The sequence below is a fragment of the Streptomyces sp. SD15 genome (assembly GCF_054462255.1).
The window spans coordinates 14,637-31,822 of record NZ_JBTLMO010000059.1 but is presented as its reverse complement, the minus strand read 5'-3'; the positions used below and the strand labels follow the sequence as shown (position 1 = coordinate 31,822).

The 17,186-nt window shown below is 67.3% G+C and carries 16 protein-coding genes; 12 read left to right on the top strand and 4 right to left on the bottom strand.

Features of this window, described 5'->3' with window-relative positions; translation table 11 throughout:
* Positions 1 to 322: 322 nt before the first annotated feature.
* Both ACX28W_RS37200 and ACX28W_RS37195 read left to right on the top strand, forming a co-directional pair.
* On the top strand, positions 323 to 1,054 hold the full coding sequence (locus ACX28W_RS37200) for a flavin reductase family protein (RefSeq protein WP_459004456.1): 732 nt from the start codon (positions 323 to 325) through the stop codon (positions 1,052 to 1,054).
* A gap of 611 nt (positions 1,055 to 1,665) precedes the next feature.
* On the top strand, positions 1,666 to 3,357 hold the full coding sequence (locus tag ACX28W_RS37195) for a GMC family oxidoreductase N-terminal domain-containing protein (protein ID WP_459004481.1): 1,692 nt from the start codon (positions 1,666 to 1,668) through the stop codon (positions 3,355 to 3,357).
* 209 nt (positions 3,358 to 3,566) lie between these two features.
* Here ACX28W_RS37195 and ACX28W_RS37190 read toward each other — a convergent pair whose 3' ends face one another.
* From ACX28W_RS37190 to ACX28W_RS37180, 3 genes are read right to left on the bottom strand one after another with little or no spacing between them, the layout of a single operon-like run.
* Positions 3,567 to 4,334, bottom strand: a complete 768-nt coding sequence (locus tag ACX28W_RS37190) for an SDR family NAD(P)-dependent oxidoreductase (protein WP_459004455.1) — start codon at positions 4,332 to 4,334, stop codon at positions 3,567 to 3,569.
* Positions 4,331 to 5,371 carry a phosphotransferase family protein gene (locus ACX28W_RS37185; RefSeq protein WP_459004454.1) on the bottom strand — a complete coding sequence of 347 codons (1,041 nt, stop codon included), beginning with the start codon at positions 5,369 to 5,371 and terminating at the stop codon, positions 4,331 to 4,333. Before ACX28W_RS37185 ends, ACX28W_RS37190 begins: the two co-directional genes overlap by 4 nt.
* Positions 5,368 to 6,561 (bottom strand): acyl-CoA dehydrogenase family protein, encoded by a 1,194-nt coding sequence (locus tag ACX28W_RS37180; protein WP_459004453.1) that lies wholly within the window; start codon positions 6,559 to 6,561, stop codon positions 5,368 to 5,370. Before ACX28W_RS37180 ends, ACX28W_RS37185 begins: the two co-directional genes overlap by 4 nt.
* A gap of 70 nt (positions 6,562 to 6,631) precedes the next feature.
* On the opposite strand from ACX28W_RS37180, the gene ACX28W_RS37175 reads away from it, so the two are divergent.
* The 10 genes from ACX28W_RS37175 (at position 6,632) to ACX28W_RS37130 (ending at position 16,517) form a co-directional block, all read left to right on the top strand.
* Positions 6,632 to 7,273 carry a TetR/AcrR family transcriptional regulator gene (locus ACX28W_RS37175; RefSeq protein ID WP_459004452.1) on the top strand — a complete coding sequence of 214 codons (642 nt, stop codon included), beginning with the start codon at positions 6,632 to 6,634 and terminating at the stop codon, positions 7,271 to 7,273.
* Between the two features lie 403 nt (positions 7,274 to 7,676).
* The gene (locus ACX28W_RS37170; RefSeq protein WP_459004451.1) at positions 7,677 to 8,165 is read left to right on the top strand and encodes a DUF6841 family protein; all 489 of its coding nucleotides are present in this window, start codon (positions 7,677 to 7,679) and stop codon (positions 8,163 to 8,165) included.
* Positions 8,158 to 9,063 carry an alpha/beta hydrolase gene (locus ACX28W_RS37165; protein ID WP_459004450.1) on the top strand — a complete coding sequence of 302 codons (906 nt, stop codon included), beginning with the start codon at positions 8,158 to 8,160 and terminating at the stop codon, positions 9,061 to 9,063. Before ACX28W_RS37170 ends, ACX28W_RS37165 begins: the two co-directional genes overlap by 8 nt.
* On the top strand, positions 9,060 to 9,896 hold the full coding sequence (locus ACX28W_RS37160; RefSeq protein ID WP_459004449.1) for an alpha/beta fold hydrolase: 837 nt from the start codon (positions 9,060 to 9,062) through the stop codon (positions 9,894 to 9,896). The genes ACX28W_RS37165 and ACX28W_RS37160 overlap by 4 nt, the downstream gene beginning before the upstream one ends.
* 148 nt (positions 9,897 to 10,044) lie before the next feature.
* Positions 10,045 to 10,929, top strand: a complete 885-nt coding sequence (locus ACX28W_RS37155; protein ID WP_459004448.1) for an MBL fold metallo-hydrolase — start codon at positions 10,045 to 10,047, stop codon at positions 10,927 to 10,929.
* Positions 10,930 to 10,986: 57 nt separating this feature from the next.
* A complete protein-coding gene (locus ACX28W_RS37150) occupies positions 10,987 to 11,415 on the top strand; it encodes a PaaI family thioesterase (RefSeq protein WP_459004447.1) in 429 nt (142 codons plus the stop codon).
* A 53-nt stretch (positions 11,416 to 11,468) separates the two neighbouring features.
* Positions 11,469 to 12,458 (top strand): LLM class flavin-dependent oxidoreductase, encoded by a 990-nt coding sequence (locus ACX28W_RS37145; RefSeq protein WP_459004479.1) that lies wholly within the window; start codon positions 11,469 to 11,471, stop codon positions 12,456 to 12,458.
* A gap of 103 nt (positions 12,459 to 12,561) precedes the next feature.
* A complete protein-coding gene (locus tag ACX28W_RS37140; protein WP_459004446.1) occupies positions 12,562 to 13,251 on the top strand; it encodes a winged helix-turn-helix transcriptional regulator in 690 nt (229 codons plus the stop codon).
* A 42-nt stretch (positions 13,252 to 13,293) separates the two neighbouring features.
* A complete protein-coding gene (locus ACX28W_RS37135; RefSeq protein ID WP_459004445.1) occupies positions 13,294 to 14,802 on the top strand; it encodes a long-chain-fatty-acid--CoA ligase in 1,509 nt (502 codons plus the stop codon).
* Positions 14,803 to 14,918: 116 nt separating this feature from the next.
* A complete protein-coding gene (locus ACX28W_RS37130) occupies positions 14,919 to 16,517 on the top strand; it encodes an acyl--CoA ligase family protein (RefSeq protein ID WP_459004444.1) in 1,599 nt (532 codons plus the stop codon).
* Here the strand turns inward: ACX28W_RS37130 and ACX28W_RS37125 are convergent.
* Positions 16,470 to 17,087, bottom strand: a complete 618-nt coding sequence (locus tag ACX28W_RS37125; protein WP_459004442.1) for a TetR/AcrR family transcriptional regulator — start codon at positions 17,085 to 17,087, stop codon at positions 16,470 to 16,472. The genes ACX28W_RS37130 and ACX28W_RS37125 overlap by 48 nt on opposite strands.
* Positions 17,088 to 17,186: the final 99 nt, after the last annotated feature.

Here is a 17,186-nt window from a genome sequence, read left to right as displayed (position 1 = left end):
GAGAACGAAGGAGTCTCTCGAGGGCCTGCCTTGCTTGGAAGGAGAACTGCGTGCCCTGATCTCCTGCGTGGTGTCCCGCCCAGGGCTCGTGGCTCGTTTGCGGTACCCAGGACATGCGGAAGAGGTCCCCTCCGCAGGGCTTTCGAAATGGACTTCTCTACTCGATCTGCAACTACCGTTGCCGGGTGGTTGAGCAGTGCGCCCACAAGGTGGCGAAGAAGAGAAATCGTGTGAACGAACAACGGGATTGTTCGAGTCATCGCACTCATGGAGCCGAGGTCAAGCTTGGCGGTTTGGCCGAGTTGCTGAAGGGATCGCTAAGTTGTACATCGACGCCGAGAATCTCACCGCTGAATCAGCGTACAAGTTGCTGATCGGCAGCGTCATCCCGCGGCCCATCGCCTGGGTCAGCACTCTGTCGACCGACGGGGTCGGGAATTTGGCACCGATCTCGTTCTTTACTGTGGTGGGGCGCAAGCCGCCTATGGTCTCATTGTCCATCCAGCCCCGGTCCGATGGCGTCACGCTCAAGGACAGTTTTGTCAATATGCGCGACACCGGGGAATTCGTGACTCACCTGGCCACGCTGCCGCAGGCGCTGCCTTTGCATCTCAGCGCGAATGAGTTCGAACCCGACGAGGACGAGTTCGATATGGTTGGGCTGGAGAAGGTGCCGAGTGCTGCCGTGAAGCCGCCGCGTATTGCGGGCGCGCCGATCGCGTTCGAGTGCGCGGTCGAGATGATCGTCCCCGCGCCGGACGGGGTCAACCACCTTGTGGTCGGGCGGGTTGTGCAGTTCTACGTCCGCGACGACCTCTATCTGCCACGCGGAAGGGTCGACACCGGTGCGATTGCTCCCATCGGTCGGCTGGCCGCCGAGTACACGGTGGTGGACAACGCGTTCGTTCCACCGCTGGACAGGGAAACTCTTGAGCGTTTCGAAGGACGTCGGATGGAGCGGCTCGACAAGCGGCCTGACGACTACTCGATGATCGAAACCTCGGAGTGGTCGCCGTCCGGATCCGTCATGCGCGCAGAAGACGACGCCGGCTGATCGACTCTTCGATGGCTGCTCGCCCTGAGTGAGCGGTCCCCAGGTTCCATGGGTGTCGCCTTGATGATTTCCGGCGGGCGGCCCGGACTCGGCACCGCGCGCCGGATTGGCGACTGCAAGGGCCGGGTGCTCTGCGCGCTGCTTCCCGCAATCCTCCATGAGGACAAGGACGGCTGCGCTGCGCCGCCCGATTGGCTATGTCCTGCTCAACGTCGGTACCGACGCCGGGGGTTGGGAGCGGAGGCCTGTCGCGATGACTCCATGCGGTGCCGGCCTGCTGCCGTAATTGGCCGGGCACAGGACGTGACTCGCCCGGTGTCCGTCAATCGTCGAACGGACCCCTGAAGCCGTTGCGAGATGGGCAAGGGCCGAGTGGCCACAAACACCGCACGCCGGTTTCTGGCGAAATGATCGCCTGCCGCCGGGACCGCTCGATGTCGGCTTGCTACTGCGCGCACGGCCTCCTCGGTACCCCGCTTTCCGCAGTGACCGCGGACGAACCAGACTGAGCTAGAGACAAGAGGCAGCACATGGCCCAGCCCTTGCCCGGCAGATCCTCCGACCAAGACGGATCGACGAACGCGAGTGACAGCAGTGCGCCCGACGGCGAGATGGCAGCCGATTACGACGTGATCGTGGTCGGATCGGGCTTCGGGGGCAGCGTCGCGGCCCTCCGGCTCACGGAGAAAGGCTATCGGGTCGCCGTGATCGAGGCGGGGCGTCGGTTCGCCGACGACGAGTTCGCCAAGACGTCGTGGGATCTCAAGAGCTTTCTATGGGCGCCCGCGCTCGGCTGCTTCGGCATTCAGCGCGTCCACCCGCTCAAGGACGTCATAGTGGCGGCGGGTGCCGGTGTCGGTGGTGGTTCGCTCGTGTACGCCAACGTGATGTACCGGCCGCCCAAGCCGTTCTACACGGATCGGCAGTGGGCGCACATCACCGACTGGGAGTCGGAACTGGCGCCTTACTACGACCAGGCCAGCCGCATGCTGGGCGTGGTCACGAACCCGACCGTGACGGCCTGCGACGAAGTGATGCGTGCGGTCGCGACTGACATGGGCGTGGCGCACTCCTACCAACCGGCGCCGGTGGCGGTGTACTTCGGCGAGCCCGGCAAGTCCGCCGACGATCCGTTCTTCGGCGGCGCTGGGCCACGGCGCACCGGCTGCACCGAGTGCGGCTCCTGCATGACCGGGTGCCGGGTCGGCGCGAAGAACACCCTCGTCAAGAACTACCTGTACATCGCGGAGCGCGCCGGCGCGGAGGTCATCCCGCTGACCACGGTGGACGCGGTGCGACCGAGGCCGGACGGGTCGTTCGTGGTGGACGTGCACAGGACGGGCAAGCGGTCGCGTCGCTCCCGGCGGAACCTGACGGCATCCCGGGTTGTGCTGGCTGCCGGCACCTGGGGTACGCAACGGCTGCTGCACCGCATGCGGGACAACGGCGTGCTGCCGGAGCTCTCGCCGACGTTGGGGGAACTGACGCGCACGAACTCGGAGGCGATCATCGGTGCGAGCCGGGCCGTGGCCGACCCCGAGCGTGACTTCACCCGCGGTGTGTCGGTCACCTCGTCGATCCACCCGGACGAGAACACGCACATCCAGGCGCTGCGCAACGGCAAGGGCAGCAACGGGATGAGCCTGATGCAGACCATCGCCACGGACGGCTCGCTGCCCACGCCGCGGTGGCTGCAGATGCTGCTGACGATCCTGCGAGAGCCGGTCAAGTCGATGACGTTGTTCAACGGCTACCGGTGGAGCGAGCGGACGATGATGCTGCTGGTGATGCAGAGCCTGGACAACTCGCTCACCACGTACACCAGGAGAGGCCTGTTCGGGCGCCGCAGATTCACTTCGAAGCAGGGACGCGGCGAGCCGAACCCGACGTTCATCCCAGCCGGGCACGAGGCGAACCTGCGCACCGCCGAGCACATCGGCGGTGTCCCGGGCGGGATGTGGGGCGAGATCTTCAACAGGCCGATGACCGCCCACTTCTTCGGTGGAGCGCCCATCGGGACCTCGTCGGAGGACGGCGTGATCGACCCGTACCACCGGGTGTTCAACTACCCGGGACTGTCCATCGTGGACGGAACAGCGCTGACCGCGAACCTCGGGGTGAACCCGTCGCTGACCATCACGGCCAAGGCGGAGCGTGCCTTCTCGTTCTGGCCCAACAAGGGTGAGGCCGATCCGCGGCCTGCTCAGTCGCAGCCGTATCGTCGGCTGGACCCGGTTGCTCCGGTCGACCCTGCTGTTCCCGCGGAGGCCCCGGCCGCACTGCGGCTGCCCATCGTGGGCTGAGCCGTCGCACTGCTGATACACGAGGAAACGGGCCGGGCATGGCGCTCTTGAAGGATCGGCAGGCGTGATGCCCAACGCGAGGGCGCCTCGCCCGACGCCACCGAACGCGTGGGCAGTTGTCGATCGTAGGACGAAGAAGCTCCCGGCCGACTGTCTGTCGGCCGGGAGCTTCGTTCTACGGGTGTCGTGCTGCACAGGCACGCCCGCCGTCAGTGACCGGACATACCGCCGTCGACGGCGAGCGTGATGCCGGTGATGTAGGACGAGGCGGGGCTCGCGAGGAAGACGACCGCGGCGTCGAGCTCACGCTGCAGCCCCACCCGGCCCAGCGGGCTGGTCTGCTGGATGAACGCCATGACCTGGTCCTGGGGGATCTCGGAGGTCATCTCGCTGGCGAAGTATCCCGGGGCGATGGCATTGACCCGGATGCCCCGGCGCCCTGTCCATTGCTGGGCGAGATCACGGGTGAGGCCGATGAGTCCGGCCTTGCTGGCTGCGTAAGCTGCCTGTGGGGCGTACGACTTGATCAGACCGAGCACGCTGGCGATGTTGACGATGCTGGAGCCGGGCTCCATGACGCGGGCGCATGCCTGTGCCGCCCAGTAGGCGCCGTTGAGGTTGATGTCGATGACGCGGCGGAACTCTTCCGGACTCTCCTTGAGGGCCGGAACCGCGGTGCCTGTGCCGGCGTTGTTGATCAGGATGTCGACGCGGCCGAACTCGCCGACTGCCGACCGGGCCAGCGCCTCGCACTGCTCCGGATCGGCGACGTCGGTGGGCACCGTGAGGGCGCGGCGGCCGGTGTTGTGCACCTGCTTCGCGACATCTGCCAGCCGGTCGGCGCGGCGGGCGGCAAGGACGATGTCGGCGCCCGCTTCGGCGAGCGCCTGGGCGAACCCGGCGCCGAGACCGGAACTCGCCCCGGTGACCACGGCAACCTTGGCGTCGAGTCGGAAGAGGTCAAGGACGTTGCTCATAGCGGCTCCTGGTGCGACAGCGCTCGAAGTCCGGCGGCGGTCAGTGGCGCGACGGCCTGCCCAACCGTGTCGAATCCTGTGCCGCGGGTCAGCCCCTGCTGGAAGCGGGCGTGGATCCCCTCGGCGATGACGGCGATCTTGAAGTAGCCCAAAGAGAGATAGAAGCCGAGTTCGCCGAGATCCCGCCCACTGGCCTCGGCGTAGCGCTGGGCGAGGTCGGCCGCTGCGGGGAGCCGTTCGCTGGTCGATGCGGCCGATCCGCTGAGCACGGGAGCGAAGGACGGGTCGGCGTAGACAAGGTGCAGACCGAGATCGGCGAGGGGGTCGCCGAGGGTGGCCATCTCCCAGTCGACCACCGCACGAATGGTGCCCGGGTCGGCGGGGTCGAGGATGGTGTTGTCGATGCGATAGTCGCCGTGCACGATGGACGCGCCGCTTTCCGCCGGGCAAGCGGTGGCGAGTCGCTTGTGCAGCAGCTCCATGTCGCCGAGCTCCCGGGTCCGAACGCGTTGCCACTGGTCGTACCAGCGCTGGACCTGGCGCGCCAGATAGCCCTGCGGGCGTCCGAACCCTGTCAGCCCCACCGCATCCGGATCGACGGCGTGCAGGCGCGCGAGCACGTCGACCAGGCCGTAGGCGCAGCGGGTGATATCGCTGTCCCGCAGTGCGTGCAGCTGCTCGACCGTCCGGATCACCGTCCCGTCGACGTACTCGACCACCGCGAAGGGCACGCCGAGCACCTCGGCGTCCGCGAGGCTCACCGCACGTGCCACGGGGACGTCACTGTCGGCGAGTGCGGCCACCATCCGGTACTCGCGCCGCATGTCGTGCGCGGAGGGGGTGAGCCCGCCCAGCGGAGGACGGCGAAGAACCCACCGTGTCCGCCCGTCGGTGACCAGGTACGTCAGGTTCGACCGGCCGCCCTGCAAGGGTTCGGCGGTGAGCCGGCCCCGGAACTCCGGCACGTACTCGTCGAAGTACCGCTCGAGTGCCGTCAGGTCGAGACCGTCCACTGCGGTGTGACGGGCGGAGCTCACTGTGCCGCCGCCTCGGTGTGGCGGCGCATGACGCGGCGGGCGATGGCCCAGCGGTGGGTTTCGGATGGCCCGTCGTAGATGCGGAAGGGCCGGACCTCCCGCAGGAACCGGCCGAGCAGGATGTCGCCGGACACACCGAGCGAGCCGCAGATCTGCAGCGCGCGGTCCACCACCCGCCACACCGCTTCGGCGCAGAAGGTCTTGGCGATCGAGGTGGACTGCGAGGCCGAACGCCCCTGATCCAACTCCCAGGACGCCTGGAGGATCAGCCCCCGAGCGGCGGCGATGTCGATTTCGTTGTCCGCGATCATCTGCTGCACCATGCCGAGATCGCCGAGCCGTGAGCCGAACAGCCGGCGGTCGGCGGCCCGGCCGACGGCGATGTCCTGCGCGCGTCGGGCGATGCCCAGCCACCGCATGCAATGCGTCATCCGCGCGGGCCCCAGCCGTACCTGCGCGTAGCGGAAGCCCTGGTCGACTTCGCCGAGCACCGCTTCGTCCGGTACGACGCAGTTCTCGAAGAGCAGCTCGACGTGCCCGCCGTAGAGGCTCTCGTCGAGCGTCTCGATGTGCCGGACCGTCTTCATGCCGGGGTTGTCGGCGTCGACCAAAAACATGGTCGCGCCGCCCTGGTCCCCGGGTTCACCCGACGTCCTGGCCATGCAGATGGCGAACCCCGCGCCGTCGGCACCGGTGATGAACCATTTGTGCCCGTCGATGCGCCAGCCGCCCCGAACACGTACGGCGCGCGTCGCCAGCGCACTGGGGTCGGAACCCGCGCCCGGCGCCGGCTCTGTCATCGCGAAGCACGACCGTATGGCCCCAGCCGCGAGCGGGCGCAGATACCGGTCCTTCTGCTCGGCGGTGGCGATGGCTTCGAGCATGTGCATGTTGCCCTCGTCGGGGGCGGCGATGTTCAGCGCAAGCGGGCCCAGCAGGGAGTACCCCGCTTCCTCGAAGACGGCAGCCCTGCCCCGCATGTCCAGCCCGTGCCCGCCGAACTCCTCGCCGACGTGCGGCGCGAACACGCCGGCATCCTTCGCGGCCCGCTGCAGCCCGAGCCGCACGTTCTCGGTGCGCGCGACGCCACGGTGCTGTTCCTCGGCAGGGATCACCACCTCGCGGACGAAGTCGGCAGTGCGGCGCGCGAGGTCCGCGACGACGGGATCCTGGGTGAGGTCGACTGTCATGGCGCATCCCATCCGGCTACTGAGTATTAGCCAGGACCCTAAGCGAGCGCTTGGCAACCCGCAATCCCCCATGGTGCAGCTCACAGTTGCCAGCGGGTTCAGCTATCATCCGTTAGCCCTGCATGTGGAGGCGAAGATGGGCCGATCCGACGACATCCGTGCGGCGGCGCTGGAGCTGTTCACGCGCCTCGGCTACGAGGCGACCACGATGGCCGACATCGGGGCCGCGGTGGGTATGCGCGGCCCGAGCCTCTACAAGCACGTCGCGTCCAAACAGGACCTGCTCGCCCAGATCATGACCGCCACGATGGAAGACCTCCTTAGCGCGCACCGTGCGGCCGTCGCCAGCAGTGAAGGTTCGGTGGCACGCCTTCGCCGCGCCACCGAGGCGCACGTCCGTTACCACGCCCGGCACCGGCTCGAGGCCTTCGTCGGCAATCGCGAGATTCGCAGCCTCGTCGAGCCGCATCGCGGTCGTGTGCTGGCCTTGCGCGCGGAGTACGAAGCCGGCTTTCGCCAGATCGTCAACGCAGGTGTGGCCGAGGGGTGCTTCAAGGTCGCCTCGGCGCGGCTGGTTGCCTACGCCATCCTCGACCTCGGTATGGGAGTCGCGGCGTGGTATCGCGAAGACGGCGAACTTGCAGAGGATGCCATCGTCTGGCAGTACAGCGACTTCGCCCTGCGCCTTGCCGGCGCGAGCTCTGAGGGCTAGGTCACCCCGAAGCCCACCCGGTAGGCCGTGGGTGACGGCTGGTGATCTCACTTTCGGAGGCAGGTTCAAGGCGGGTGTCCGGGTCACTGACATCTCATAAGGGCTTGACGCTATACATCTCGTATAGTCGCTGCTAGCGTCCTCGGTCATGACGAAGGAGTCGCTCGGTGAAGGGCGCTTCCCGATCGCCGATGCCGCCTCAGTCCTGGCGCAGCGAGCGACCGAGAGACCGCTGGGTGCCGGCCACTGAACGGCGGGCTGCCGCCGAGGGTCGACTTCCGGGTCAGTCGCCGGGCGGTGCTCGCGCGATGCAACCCCGGTCAGGGCGCGTGAAGAGGGTCCCCCCTCTCTCGATTTCGAATTCATCGACCGCTGAAATCCTTCTCGGAAGGAATCTGTCGTAATGTCCAATGATCAAATCGCTGCCACTCGGGCCGAGGTGACCGAATGGTTCTTCGAGGACTATCTGCCGCGATGGGTGGCCGTGGCTGCGGGCACGTCAGACGAGGGTCCCGAGTTCATTCATGACTACTGGGGCACTCCGTTGCACGTCACGGGACTGGAGCAGTCCTTCTGGTGTCTCGATGACGAGAGCGTGCGCGGCTTCCTGGACCTCAATTACGCGCCGCTGCGCGAGTCCGGATACAGCCACACCGTGGTGCCCGACCGGCGTGTGCTTGTCTACAACTCCGTTGGTGCCGCCATTGAGGTGATCTGGTCGCGACGCCGCGCCGACGAGACCGAGATCCAGCGCTGGGCGGTGCAGTTCAGCGTCGCCAAGTCCGATCGGGGCTGGCGTGTGGTCGGCATCCACTCGGCGGCGACGGACAAGGACAGGCTCGCTGAGGTCTGGCCCGCCGAATCGACCCTGGAGGAGGCGAGCCATGGCTGAAAAGGTCTATCCGCCGCTGGTCATGCCCGACGGGGTCGGCCGGCAACAGGTCACCGTGTGGAGCAATGGCATCGCGCTCGACGCGGACGTGTACCGACCGTCGACCGTTGACCCCGACGCCACCCTGCCCGCTGTGGTGTTGTGTCACGGGTGGGGTGGCAGCAAGCTCACCGCCGAACGCTACGCGGCGCTCTTCGCCGCAGCAGGCATGATCACCCTGACGTTCACCCAGAGCAGCTGGTTCGGCTCCGGATCTCCGCTGCAGCTGGTCGGAGACATCCCCGACCTCGATGACAGCAATGAGGCACTCACCCGGGTGCGGTTCATCCGGGAACTGGTGGATCCAGTCGCATGGACGGCGAACCTGCGCTCGGCCCTGGACTACATCGAAGGTGAGCCCAACGTCGATCCCGCCCGGATCGGGCTGTGGGCCACCAGCTTCGGCGGCGGTGTCGCCGTGCATCTGGCTGCCAACGACGACCGGGTCAAGGCGTTGGCGGTGCAGGTGCCCGCCATCGCCCCGCTGAGTGGACCAGTGGCAGACTTTGCCCGCAAGCGTGCGATCGACACCGCGCGCGGTGACGCACCCGCGATTCCCCAGGGTGTCGATCCCTGGCCGAACATGGCGGGCACCCCGTACATGGCCACGTTGGCGCACTTCGACCCGCTCGCCCAGGTCGAGCGGCTCCGGATCCCCACCCTGATCATCGATGCCGGTGACGAAGACCTGTTCCCCATCGCCGACAACGGCGGCCGCGCGGCGAAAGTACTGGAGACCATTCCAGGCAGCGTCGTCGACTATCAGGTCATCCCCGGCATCGACCACTACGGCATCTATTTCGACGGCTACGAGCCGGGCAGTCGTGCTGCCCTCGCATGGTGGGGACGTTACTTGTGACGCCGCCGACCTCCCGCAGCCTCTTCGTGCCGACCACGCTGGGCCGGCTCCACGTTCAGGACGCCGGACCCGCCGACGGCCCTGTGGCGCTGTTGTGGCCGAGTGTGTTCATGGACGGTGAGACCAGCTGGGGCGCACAGCTTGCCGACCTGCACGCTCAGGGCCGACGGACCCTGCTGGTCGACCCACCCGGTACTGGCCGCAGCGAATCGGTGTCGCGGTTGTTCACCATGGAAGAGTGCGGCGCCGCCGCCATTCAGACGCTCGACGCTGCCGCCGTCGACCGGGCCGCCTTTCTCGGGCTGTCGTGGGGCGGCATCGTCGCGCTGCGGGTCGCGATCACCGCCCCGGACCGGGTCACCGCGCTGGTCCTGTCCAACACCACTGCGCGCAGCGTGGTCCTCCGCGAACGTCTGGCAGTCCGCCTGAACGCCCTTCTCATACGTTCCGGGATCGCCCCGGGCGGACTGGGCCGGCTGGTTGTGTCCGGAATGCTCAGCGAGCACTCCCGCAAGCGAAACCCCGAGTTCACCACGCACCTCGCCCAAGCAGTCGACGCACTCGACAAGGCAGGACTGGCGCGCGCCGTACGGTCGGTGCTGGCTGGTCGCAGCAGCGTGGTCGATGCCCTAGGCAGAATCACCGCGCCCACCCTGGTGATCGGTGGCGCCGAGGACCGGGCGTTGCCGCCAGAACCCCATTCCGGCGAACTGGCCGAGCGCATCGCCGGCGCACAACTCGAGGTGTTGCCGCGTGTCGCACACCTGGCTCCCCGCGAAGCGCCCACTGAGGTGGCGGTTTTGATCAGGAAGTTTCTCGCGCCGCTCGGTTAGCCGTGCTCCTGGCGACCGGCCCTGCTGGCGAGGCGTTCGCGGGCGTCCCCGGTGATCCGCCAGTGCGCCGTCTGCTTGTGCCGCTGCCGGATGAGCCACGCGCTCCTACGGCATATCAACTCGAAGTACCACAAGGGAGACGAAAGGCATGACTGAGCTTAGCTACGACGTGTACGTCTGCGACGGGGTCCCGCGCAGCCGACCCGAGAGGTTGCCCGACGGCAGTGGCATCGTGTCGTCTCCGCTGGCCTCGACGCTGATCACCGGTGAACGGGAGGCCGTGCTGGTCGACCCGCCGTTCACCCGCGAACACACGCAGCAGGTCGGCGACTGGGTGGAGCGCTCCGGCAAGCGTCTGGCCTACATCTATGCGACGCATGGCCACGGCGACCACTGGTTCGGCACCGGCCAGCTCCTGGAGCGCTTTCCCGACGCCGTCCCGTACGCCACGGAAGGCACCATCGGGATCATGCGCCGCAACGTCGAAGGGCGCGAGAAGTTCTGGGACGCGGACTTCCCCGGCCTGATTCCCGACACCCCACTCGTCTACCGGCCGATCCCCGCCGGCGGGTTCGAGCTGGAGGGGCACCAGATCACGGCGGTCGAGGTCGGGCACACCGACACCGACGACACGACGGTGCTCCACGTCCCCTCGATCGGCCTGATCGTCGGAGGCGACGTCGTCTACAACGGCGTACACCAGATGCTGCTGGAGACCCCTGGCGGCGGATTCGAGTCATGGCTTGCGGCGCTCGACGTCCTCGAGTCCCTCAACCCCCGCGCCGTGGTGGCCGGGCACAAGAACCGTGACCTACCCGACGACCCGGCGATCATCGACCAGACCCGCCAATACCTTCGCGAAGCGCAGCGGCTGCTCGCCGAGAAGCCCACACCGCAGCAGTTCTTCGACGAGATCACCACCCGCTATCCCGACCGGCTCAACGTGGGCCCCGTCTGGTACGGCGCGCACGGTCTCCTGGAAGTCCCGATGCCCGTCCCGCCCGCGGGCCGACACGATTACGCGAACGAGTAGGCCCGGCACATGGCACAGCACACAACTGATGCAACCACTGACCCGGGCGGAGTCTCGATGTCAGGCTTCGACGTGTTCCGGAGCGCGTTCGTGGCGGCCGTAGGTCTGCGTTTCACCGAGGTCACGTCCACTCGGGTGCGAGGGGAGATACAGCTGGGCCCTGAGCACCACACCCCCTGGGGAGTGGTGCACGGCGGGGTCTACGCCACCGCCGTGGAATCCGCTGCCAGCGTCGGCGCGTCGGCCGCGGTAGCCGATCGCGACCAGGTCGCCGTGGGGGTGGCCAACAGTACGGACTTCCTCCGACCGATCACCTCCGGGACGGTGGAGGTGGTGGCCGAACCTGTCCAGCAAGGGCGCAGCCAGCAGTTGTGGCAGGTCACCGTCACCAGCATCAGCAGCGACAAGCTCATCGCCCGCGGCCAGGTGCGCCTGGCCAATGTGCCCGCCACCGGCCTCCCGAGCACCTTGGGGCAGCAACTATGACCACTTCCACTTCTCCTGCAGCCAACCAAGGCCGAAGCGCAGCGGGCTTGGACGTGTCGGCAGCGTTCGCGACCACGCTGGAAACACCGCAGCACGTCCAGATCGCCGAGGAACTCGGCTTCCGGCGTGCGTGGTTGTACGACACACCGCAACAGAGTCCCGACGTGTGGATGTGTCTGGCGCTGGCCGCCGAACGCACACACTCCATTGGGCTCGGTCCCGGCGTTCTCGTCCCGGCGCTGCGCCACCCGATGGTCAGTGCGAGCGGGGCGGCGGCCCTCGAGCGTTTGGCCCCCGGACGGATCGCGGTGGCCTTCGGCACCGGTTACACCAGCCGACGGGCCATGGGGCAGATGCCCGCCTCGTGGACGTACATGACGCGCTACATCACGACATTCCGCGCGCTGCTCAGAGGCGAAACGGTCGAATGGGAGGGCAGCTGGGTGCGGATGCTGCACCCCGATGAGTCGCTTCCGAGTGCACCGGACGCCATTCCGGTCTACATCGGAGCGATCGGTCCCAAGGGCATGGAGATAGCCGCGTCGCTGGGGGACGGCCTGTTCGTGGCCGGAGCGCCCGTGCCCGAGCAGGCCAAAGAGTTCTCGCACGTCTCCTACCTGGCCCTCGGGTCCGTGCTCGATGACGGTGAAGCTCTCAACAGCGACCGGCTCCGCACGGCCGCAGGCCCCGGACTGGCGCAAGCCTTCCACGTCTCCTACGAACTCGGCGGCGAGGAAGCTGTCAAGGCGCTGCCCGGAGGGCCGGAGTGGCTGGCCGTCCTGCAGACCACACCGGATGACCAACGTCACCTCGCCGTGCACAACGGACACCTGCTGCATCTGAACGACGCCGACACGGCTGCCTGGAACGCCGGGGCCCACACGCTGGTCGAGCACGTCACGCTCACCGGCACTGCCGACGAGGTCCTGGCCAAGGTCCAGCAGCTGGCGGCGAGCGGTGTCACCGAGATCATGTACCAACCCGCCGGCGACATCCGCCGTGAGCTCGAGGCGTTCGCCGGCGCGGTGGGACTACGACGATGAGCGAGACTTGCATGCGCATGGCGCAAGCCCAGCTGCCCATGTCCGGCAGGAGCGGAGTGTACGGAACGTATAGCGAGAAGTTATAGAGCCGTACAGTAGATTCATGACAACCGCAAGAACATACGGCCAGATGTGTCCGCTCGCCCGCTCCATGGACCTTCTCGGCGAGCGATGGACGATTTTGATCGTGCGCGAGCTGTGCCTTGGGCCCAAGCGATTCAAGGACCTCCTCGACGTACTCCCGGCCATCGGACCGAACCGCCTGACTGCCCGCCTTCGCAGCCTGGAGGCCGCGGGGGTCGCTCGCCGGAGCACGCTTCCGCCTCCCGCGGGTGTGGCTGTCTATGAGCTCACCGAGCGAGGCGAGGGGCTCCGTGCCCCACTCATCGAGCTTGGACGGTGGGGCCTTGGGCTCCCGCCGTCGGAGGAAATCGATCCGGCGACCACCCGCGCGGACCTGATCGCCCTCAGCGTTTCCACCTTTGCAGCGCCGGACAAGCTCGTCGGCCTCAAGGAGATCTACGAGCTGCACGTGGGCAGGGAGACGTTTCATGTCGAGATCGCCGAGGGCCGAATGTGGACCAAGAGCGGTCCGGCGCCAGTTCGCCCCGACCTTGCAGTGACTTGCCGTTTGCGCACGTTCCTCGCTGTGGTCTTCGGCCACACCCAGGCGATCGACGCAGTCGAGTCGGGCGACCTGACGGTGACTGTCGGATCCAGCGAACTGGCCGAGCGTGCGTTTGACCTTTTGTCCGGTTCCGATCTTGGTTATCCGGTGTACCTGGGGATGTAGCGCGCGAGCGCTCCTGCCGCCGGAACGTGAAGGAGAGATGCCATGAGCTTCAACCTGGCGGCGATGCTTGTTGAGGCAACGCGCGCACAACCGCAGAGCCCTGCCCTCTGGGCGGGTGATGACAGGTGGGACTATCAGCGGCTCGACACGGAGTCGATCCGCTTCGCGAACGGACTCCTCGAGAGCGGCTGTTCAAGGGGCGATGTGGTGGCTATTCAGTCGCCCAACGTCCCGGAGTTCCTGGTCGCCTACTTCGGGACGCTCCGCGCCGGCATGGTCCTGCTGCCCCTCAATCCCCTGCTGACCGCAACGGAGACCGCGTTCCTCCTCAACGACGCCCGTGCGGTGGTGCTCTTCGCGCACGAACTCACCGTCGGTGCCGTCCTCGGGGCCAAGGAGGCGGGCATTCCACTCGTGACGATTCCCGCAGGGATACGTCACGACGGTGACGACGGCAGGCTCTTCTCGGACTTCCTGTCGGATCGCGACCATGGTGGAGCGGAAGTTGCCGCCACGGCACCCGAGGACACCGCGGTCCTGCTCTACACGAGCGGCACCACAGGGAAACCGAAGGGAGCCGAACTCACCCACTTCCAGCTGTTCATGAACTGCACTGCCAGTGCTGACGTGTTCGAAGCGAAACAGGATGACGTCATCCTTCTCGCCTTGCCGCTGTTCCACGTTTTCGGCCTCTCCTCGCTCGCGAACTCCGCGATCCGGCGCGGCGCCTCGCTCGCACTCGTGCCCCGTTTCGAAGCCTCTGCCGTACTCGATGTCATCGAACGGAGACGCGTCTCGATCGTGGCCGGTGTGCCCACCATGCTGCACGCCCTGCTGGAGACCCCCGACCGTGACCGTGATCTCAGCAGCATGCGTATGGCGCTGAGCGGAGGCTCACCGATCGCCCCGGATGTCGTCACCCGGTTCGAGGAGAGATTCGCCATCCCCGTGCTGGAGGGTTACGGGCTGACCGAGACGGCCAGCGCTGTGACGTTCAACAGAGCGGCCGGACGCAAGCCCATGTCCGTGGGCCGGCCTCTCTGGGGGACCGAGATGCGCGTGGTGGACAGCGACGGCAACCAGCTTGCGCCGGGTGCCGACCATGTCGGCGAACTCCTCATCCGCGGATACTCGGTGATGAAGGGCTACTTGCGTCGCCCTGCCGAAACCGCCGAAGTCATCCAGGACGGCTGGTTCCGCACGGGAGACCTGGGCTACGTGGACGACGACGGCTACTACTTCGTCGTCGACCGGATCAAAGACTTGATCATCCGCGGCGGATACAACGTGTACCCGCGCGAGATCGAGGACGTGCTCTACGGGCATCCCGACATCCGAGAGGCCGCCGTCATCGGATCACCCGACGACCGGCTCGGGGAGGAAGTCGTCGCGGTGGTCGCCCTGCGCGACGGGAGCGACATCAGCGCCGAAGACGTCATCGGCTACTGCAGGCAGCGCCTCGCCGCCTACAAATACCCGAGGGTCGTGCGATTCGTCGAGACGCTCCCGAAGGGCCCCACGAACAAGATCCTCAAGAGCCAGCTGCGCTGATTCCCTCTGGAACTGCTACGAGCCCCGGGCCAGATCGACGGTCCCCAAAGGGCAAGGCATCGGGCGCGGCCGAGCCCTTGCTCATGATCCCGCCGACCAACCGAACGGAGCAGGCCGTGAATCCCGCCCTGTCATTCGAGCCATTGAGTCCCGTGTCCTTCCTGGACCGGTCGGCCGCGGTGTTTGCCGAGCGCACGGCTGTGGTCGACGGAGACCAGCGTTTCACGTACGCACAGCTGCACGACCGGTGCCGTCGGCTCGCCGGCGTTCTGGCTCCGCTCGCGAACGGTGACCCGGTCGCGGTACTGGCACCCAATACGCACATCATGCTCGAGGCCCACTACGGAGCCCCGTGGGCCGGTGCGCCCCTGGTCACGATCAACACCAGACTCTCCGCTCCCGAGGTGCGTTACATCCTCGAGCACTCGGAGAGCGCGGTGCTCCTGCACGACCCGCAGTTCGACGACCTCGTGGCCACGGCGATCGACGGGATGCCGCATCCGCCCCTGGTCGTGCGCGCAGGGCCCGGCGACGACGGCGCCTACGAACAACTCCTCGCCGCCGCCGCGCCGACGGCCGTCCCCTTGCCCGATGAGGGCGCGCTGCTGTCCATCAACTACACCTCCGGAACGACTGGTCGTCCCAAGGGCGTCATGTACCAACACCGTGGCGCCTATCTCCAGGCACTCGCGATGGTCACGCACACTCAGCTGAGCACAGCGTCCGCCTACCTCTGGACTCTGCCCATGTTCCACTGCAACGGCTGGTGCTTCCCATGGGCGGTGACCGCCGCCGGCGGCACACACGTATGCCTGCCGAAGGTGGAGGCTTCCGAGATCTGGCGGCTCATTCACGACGAACACGTCACACACCTCTGTGGTGCCCCTGCCGTGCTCTCCATGGTGGTGAACGCCCCGGAGGCCAAGCGCGACACGGACGGCGTCATCCGGTTCCTGACCGGCGGGGCGCCACCGAGCCCCACCCTGCTCGCCGCCGCGGATGCACTGCGTTTCGATGTCACGCATCTGTACGGGCTCACCGAAACGTACGGGCCGTCGGTGCTGTGCGACTGGCACCCCGAATGGAATGGCCTCGCCCCCGAGGAACAGTCCCGGCTTCGCGCCCGGCAGGGCGTGTCCAACATCGTCGGCCTCACCGCCCGCGTGGTAGCCAACGGAGTGGACGTACCCGCAGACGGCACCACGATCGGTGAGATCAGGTTGCGCGGCAACAACCTCATGCTGGGCTACCTCAAGGACGCCGCCGCCACGGCCGCGGCCGCACCGGACGGCTGGTTCCGGACCGGCGACCTCGGTGTTCGCCACCCCGACGGATACATCGAGCTCAGGGATCGAAGCAAGGACGTCATCATCTCCGGTGGAGAGAACATCACCTCGATCGAGGTCGAGCAGGCCATCGCCAGCCATCCGGCAGTCCTCGAAGTCGCCGTGGTCGGTGCCCCGGACGACCGCTGGGGCGAGGTGCCGGTCGCGTACACCGTGCTGCGCCCCGATGCGGTCGCCACCGAGCAGGAGATCATCGACCACGTCAAAGACCGCATCGCACGATTCAAGGCGCCCAAGCGGGTCGTCTTCGGGGAACTGCCCCGAACCTCCACCGGGAAGATCCAGAAGTACCTGCTCCGCGAAAACGAGCGGGCTGCCGGCTCACTGGCTCCCCTTGCCTCCGATGGCGCGGAGGAGGAAGGGCAGTAGGCGGTCGGCCGTCTCCGCCGCCGAGCCGGCGTCCACTTCGTCCGGCGGCAGCGGGGTGAGGAAGAACCTGCTCATCATGGGACCGATGACCAGGTCGCCGAGCAGATCGACGTGCTCGACAGGCGCGATTTCACCCCGGTCCACCGCACGTTGCACGATCTCCTCCATACGTAGGCGAACGGGCAGCACGAACGCCTTCGTGAGGGCGTCGGCCAGGGCGGCGTTGTGCCCACCCTCGGCGATCAGGGACCGCAACACCCCTCCCTCCTTCCCGGTCATCGAGGCTGCCTTGTCGCGGAGCAGGGCACGCAGATCCCCTTCGAGGGTGCCGGTGTCGGCAGGTGCCGTGAGCTCCTGGGAGTAGGCCGCGGCAGCGTCGACGACCAGGAACTCCTTGGACGGCCAGCGGCGGTAGAGGGTGGCGGTGGACACTCCGGCGCGGGCCGCCACGGCGGCGGTGGTCAAGCCGCCGTAGCCGCTCTCGCCCAGGACGGCCAGAGTCGCATCCAGCAACGCCCGGTCCCGGTTGGCATCGCGGGGGCGGCCCCGGCGTGCCGCCGACTCGGTCATCGGTCATCCCCCGAAGAGACACGGCGAGCCACATGCGGGCCGGAGCGCTGGACGGGTCGTTCGAAGAGTTCAGGAAGCGTGGGAGGGGTCACACCGGAA

Bases quoted from the DNA above. Each gene is read 5' to 3' on its own strand.
- ACX28W_RS37170 (WP_459004451.1), top strand. From the start codon at position 7,677: ATGTCCAATGATCAAATCGCTGCCACTCGGGCCGAGGTGACCGAATGG.
- ACX28W_RS37180 (WP_459004453.1), bottom strand. From the start codon at position 6,561: ATGACAGTCGACCTCACCCAGGATCCCGTCGTCGCGGACCTCGCGCGC.
- ACX28W_RS37195 (WP_459004481.1), top strand. From the start codon at position 1,666: ATGGCAGCCGATTACGACGTGATCGTGGTCGGATCGGGCTTCGGGGGC.
- ACX28W_RS37150 (WP_459004447.1), top strand. From the start codon at position 10,987: ATGTCAGGCTTCGACGTGTTCCGGAGCGCGTTCGTGGCGGCCGTAGGT.
- ACX28W_RS37125 (WP_459004442.1), bottom strand. From the start codon at position 17,087: ATGACCGAGTCGGCGGCACGCCGGGGCCGCCCCCGCGATGCCAACCGG.
- ACX28W_RS37155 (WP_459004448.1), top strand. From the start codon at position 10,045: ATGACTGAGCTTAGCTACGACGTGTACGTCTGCGACGGGGTCCCGCGC.
- ACX28W_RS37135 (WP_459004445.1), top strand. From the start codon at position 13,294: ATGAGCTTCAACCTGGCGGCGATGCTTGTTGAGGCAACGCGCGCACAA.
- ACX28W_RS37175 (WP_459004452.1), top strand. From the start codon at position 6,632: ATGGTGCAGCTCACAGTTGCCAGCGGGTTCAGCTATCATCCGTTAGCC.
- ACX28W_RS37190 (WP_459004455.1), bottom strand. From the start codon at position 4,334: ATGAGCAACGTCCTTGACCTCTTCCGACTCGACGCCAAGGTTGCCGTG.
- ACX28W_RS37140 (WP_459004446.1), top strand. From the start codon at position 12,562: ATGACAACCGCAAGAACATACGGCCAGATGTGTCCGCTCGCCCGCTCC.
- ACX28W_RS37165 (WP_459004450.1), top strand. From the start codon at position 8,158: ATGGCTGAAAAGGTCTATCCGCCGCTGGTCATGCCCGACGGGGTCGGC.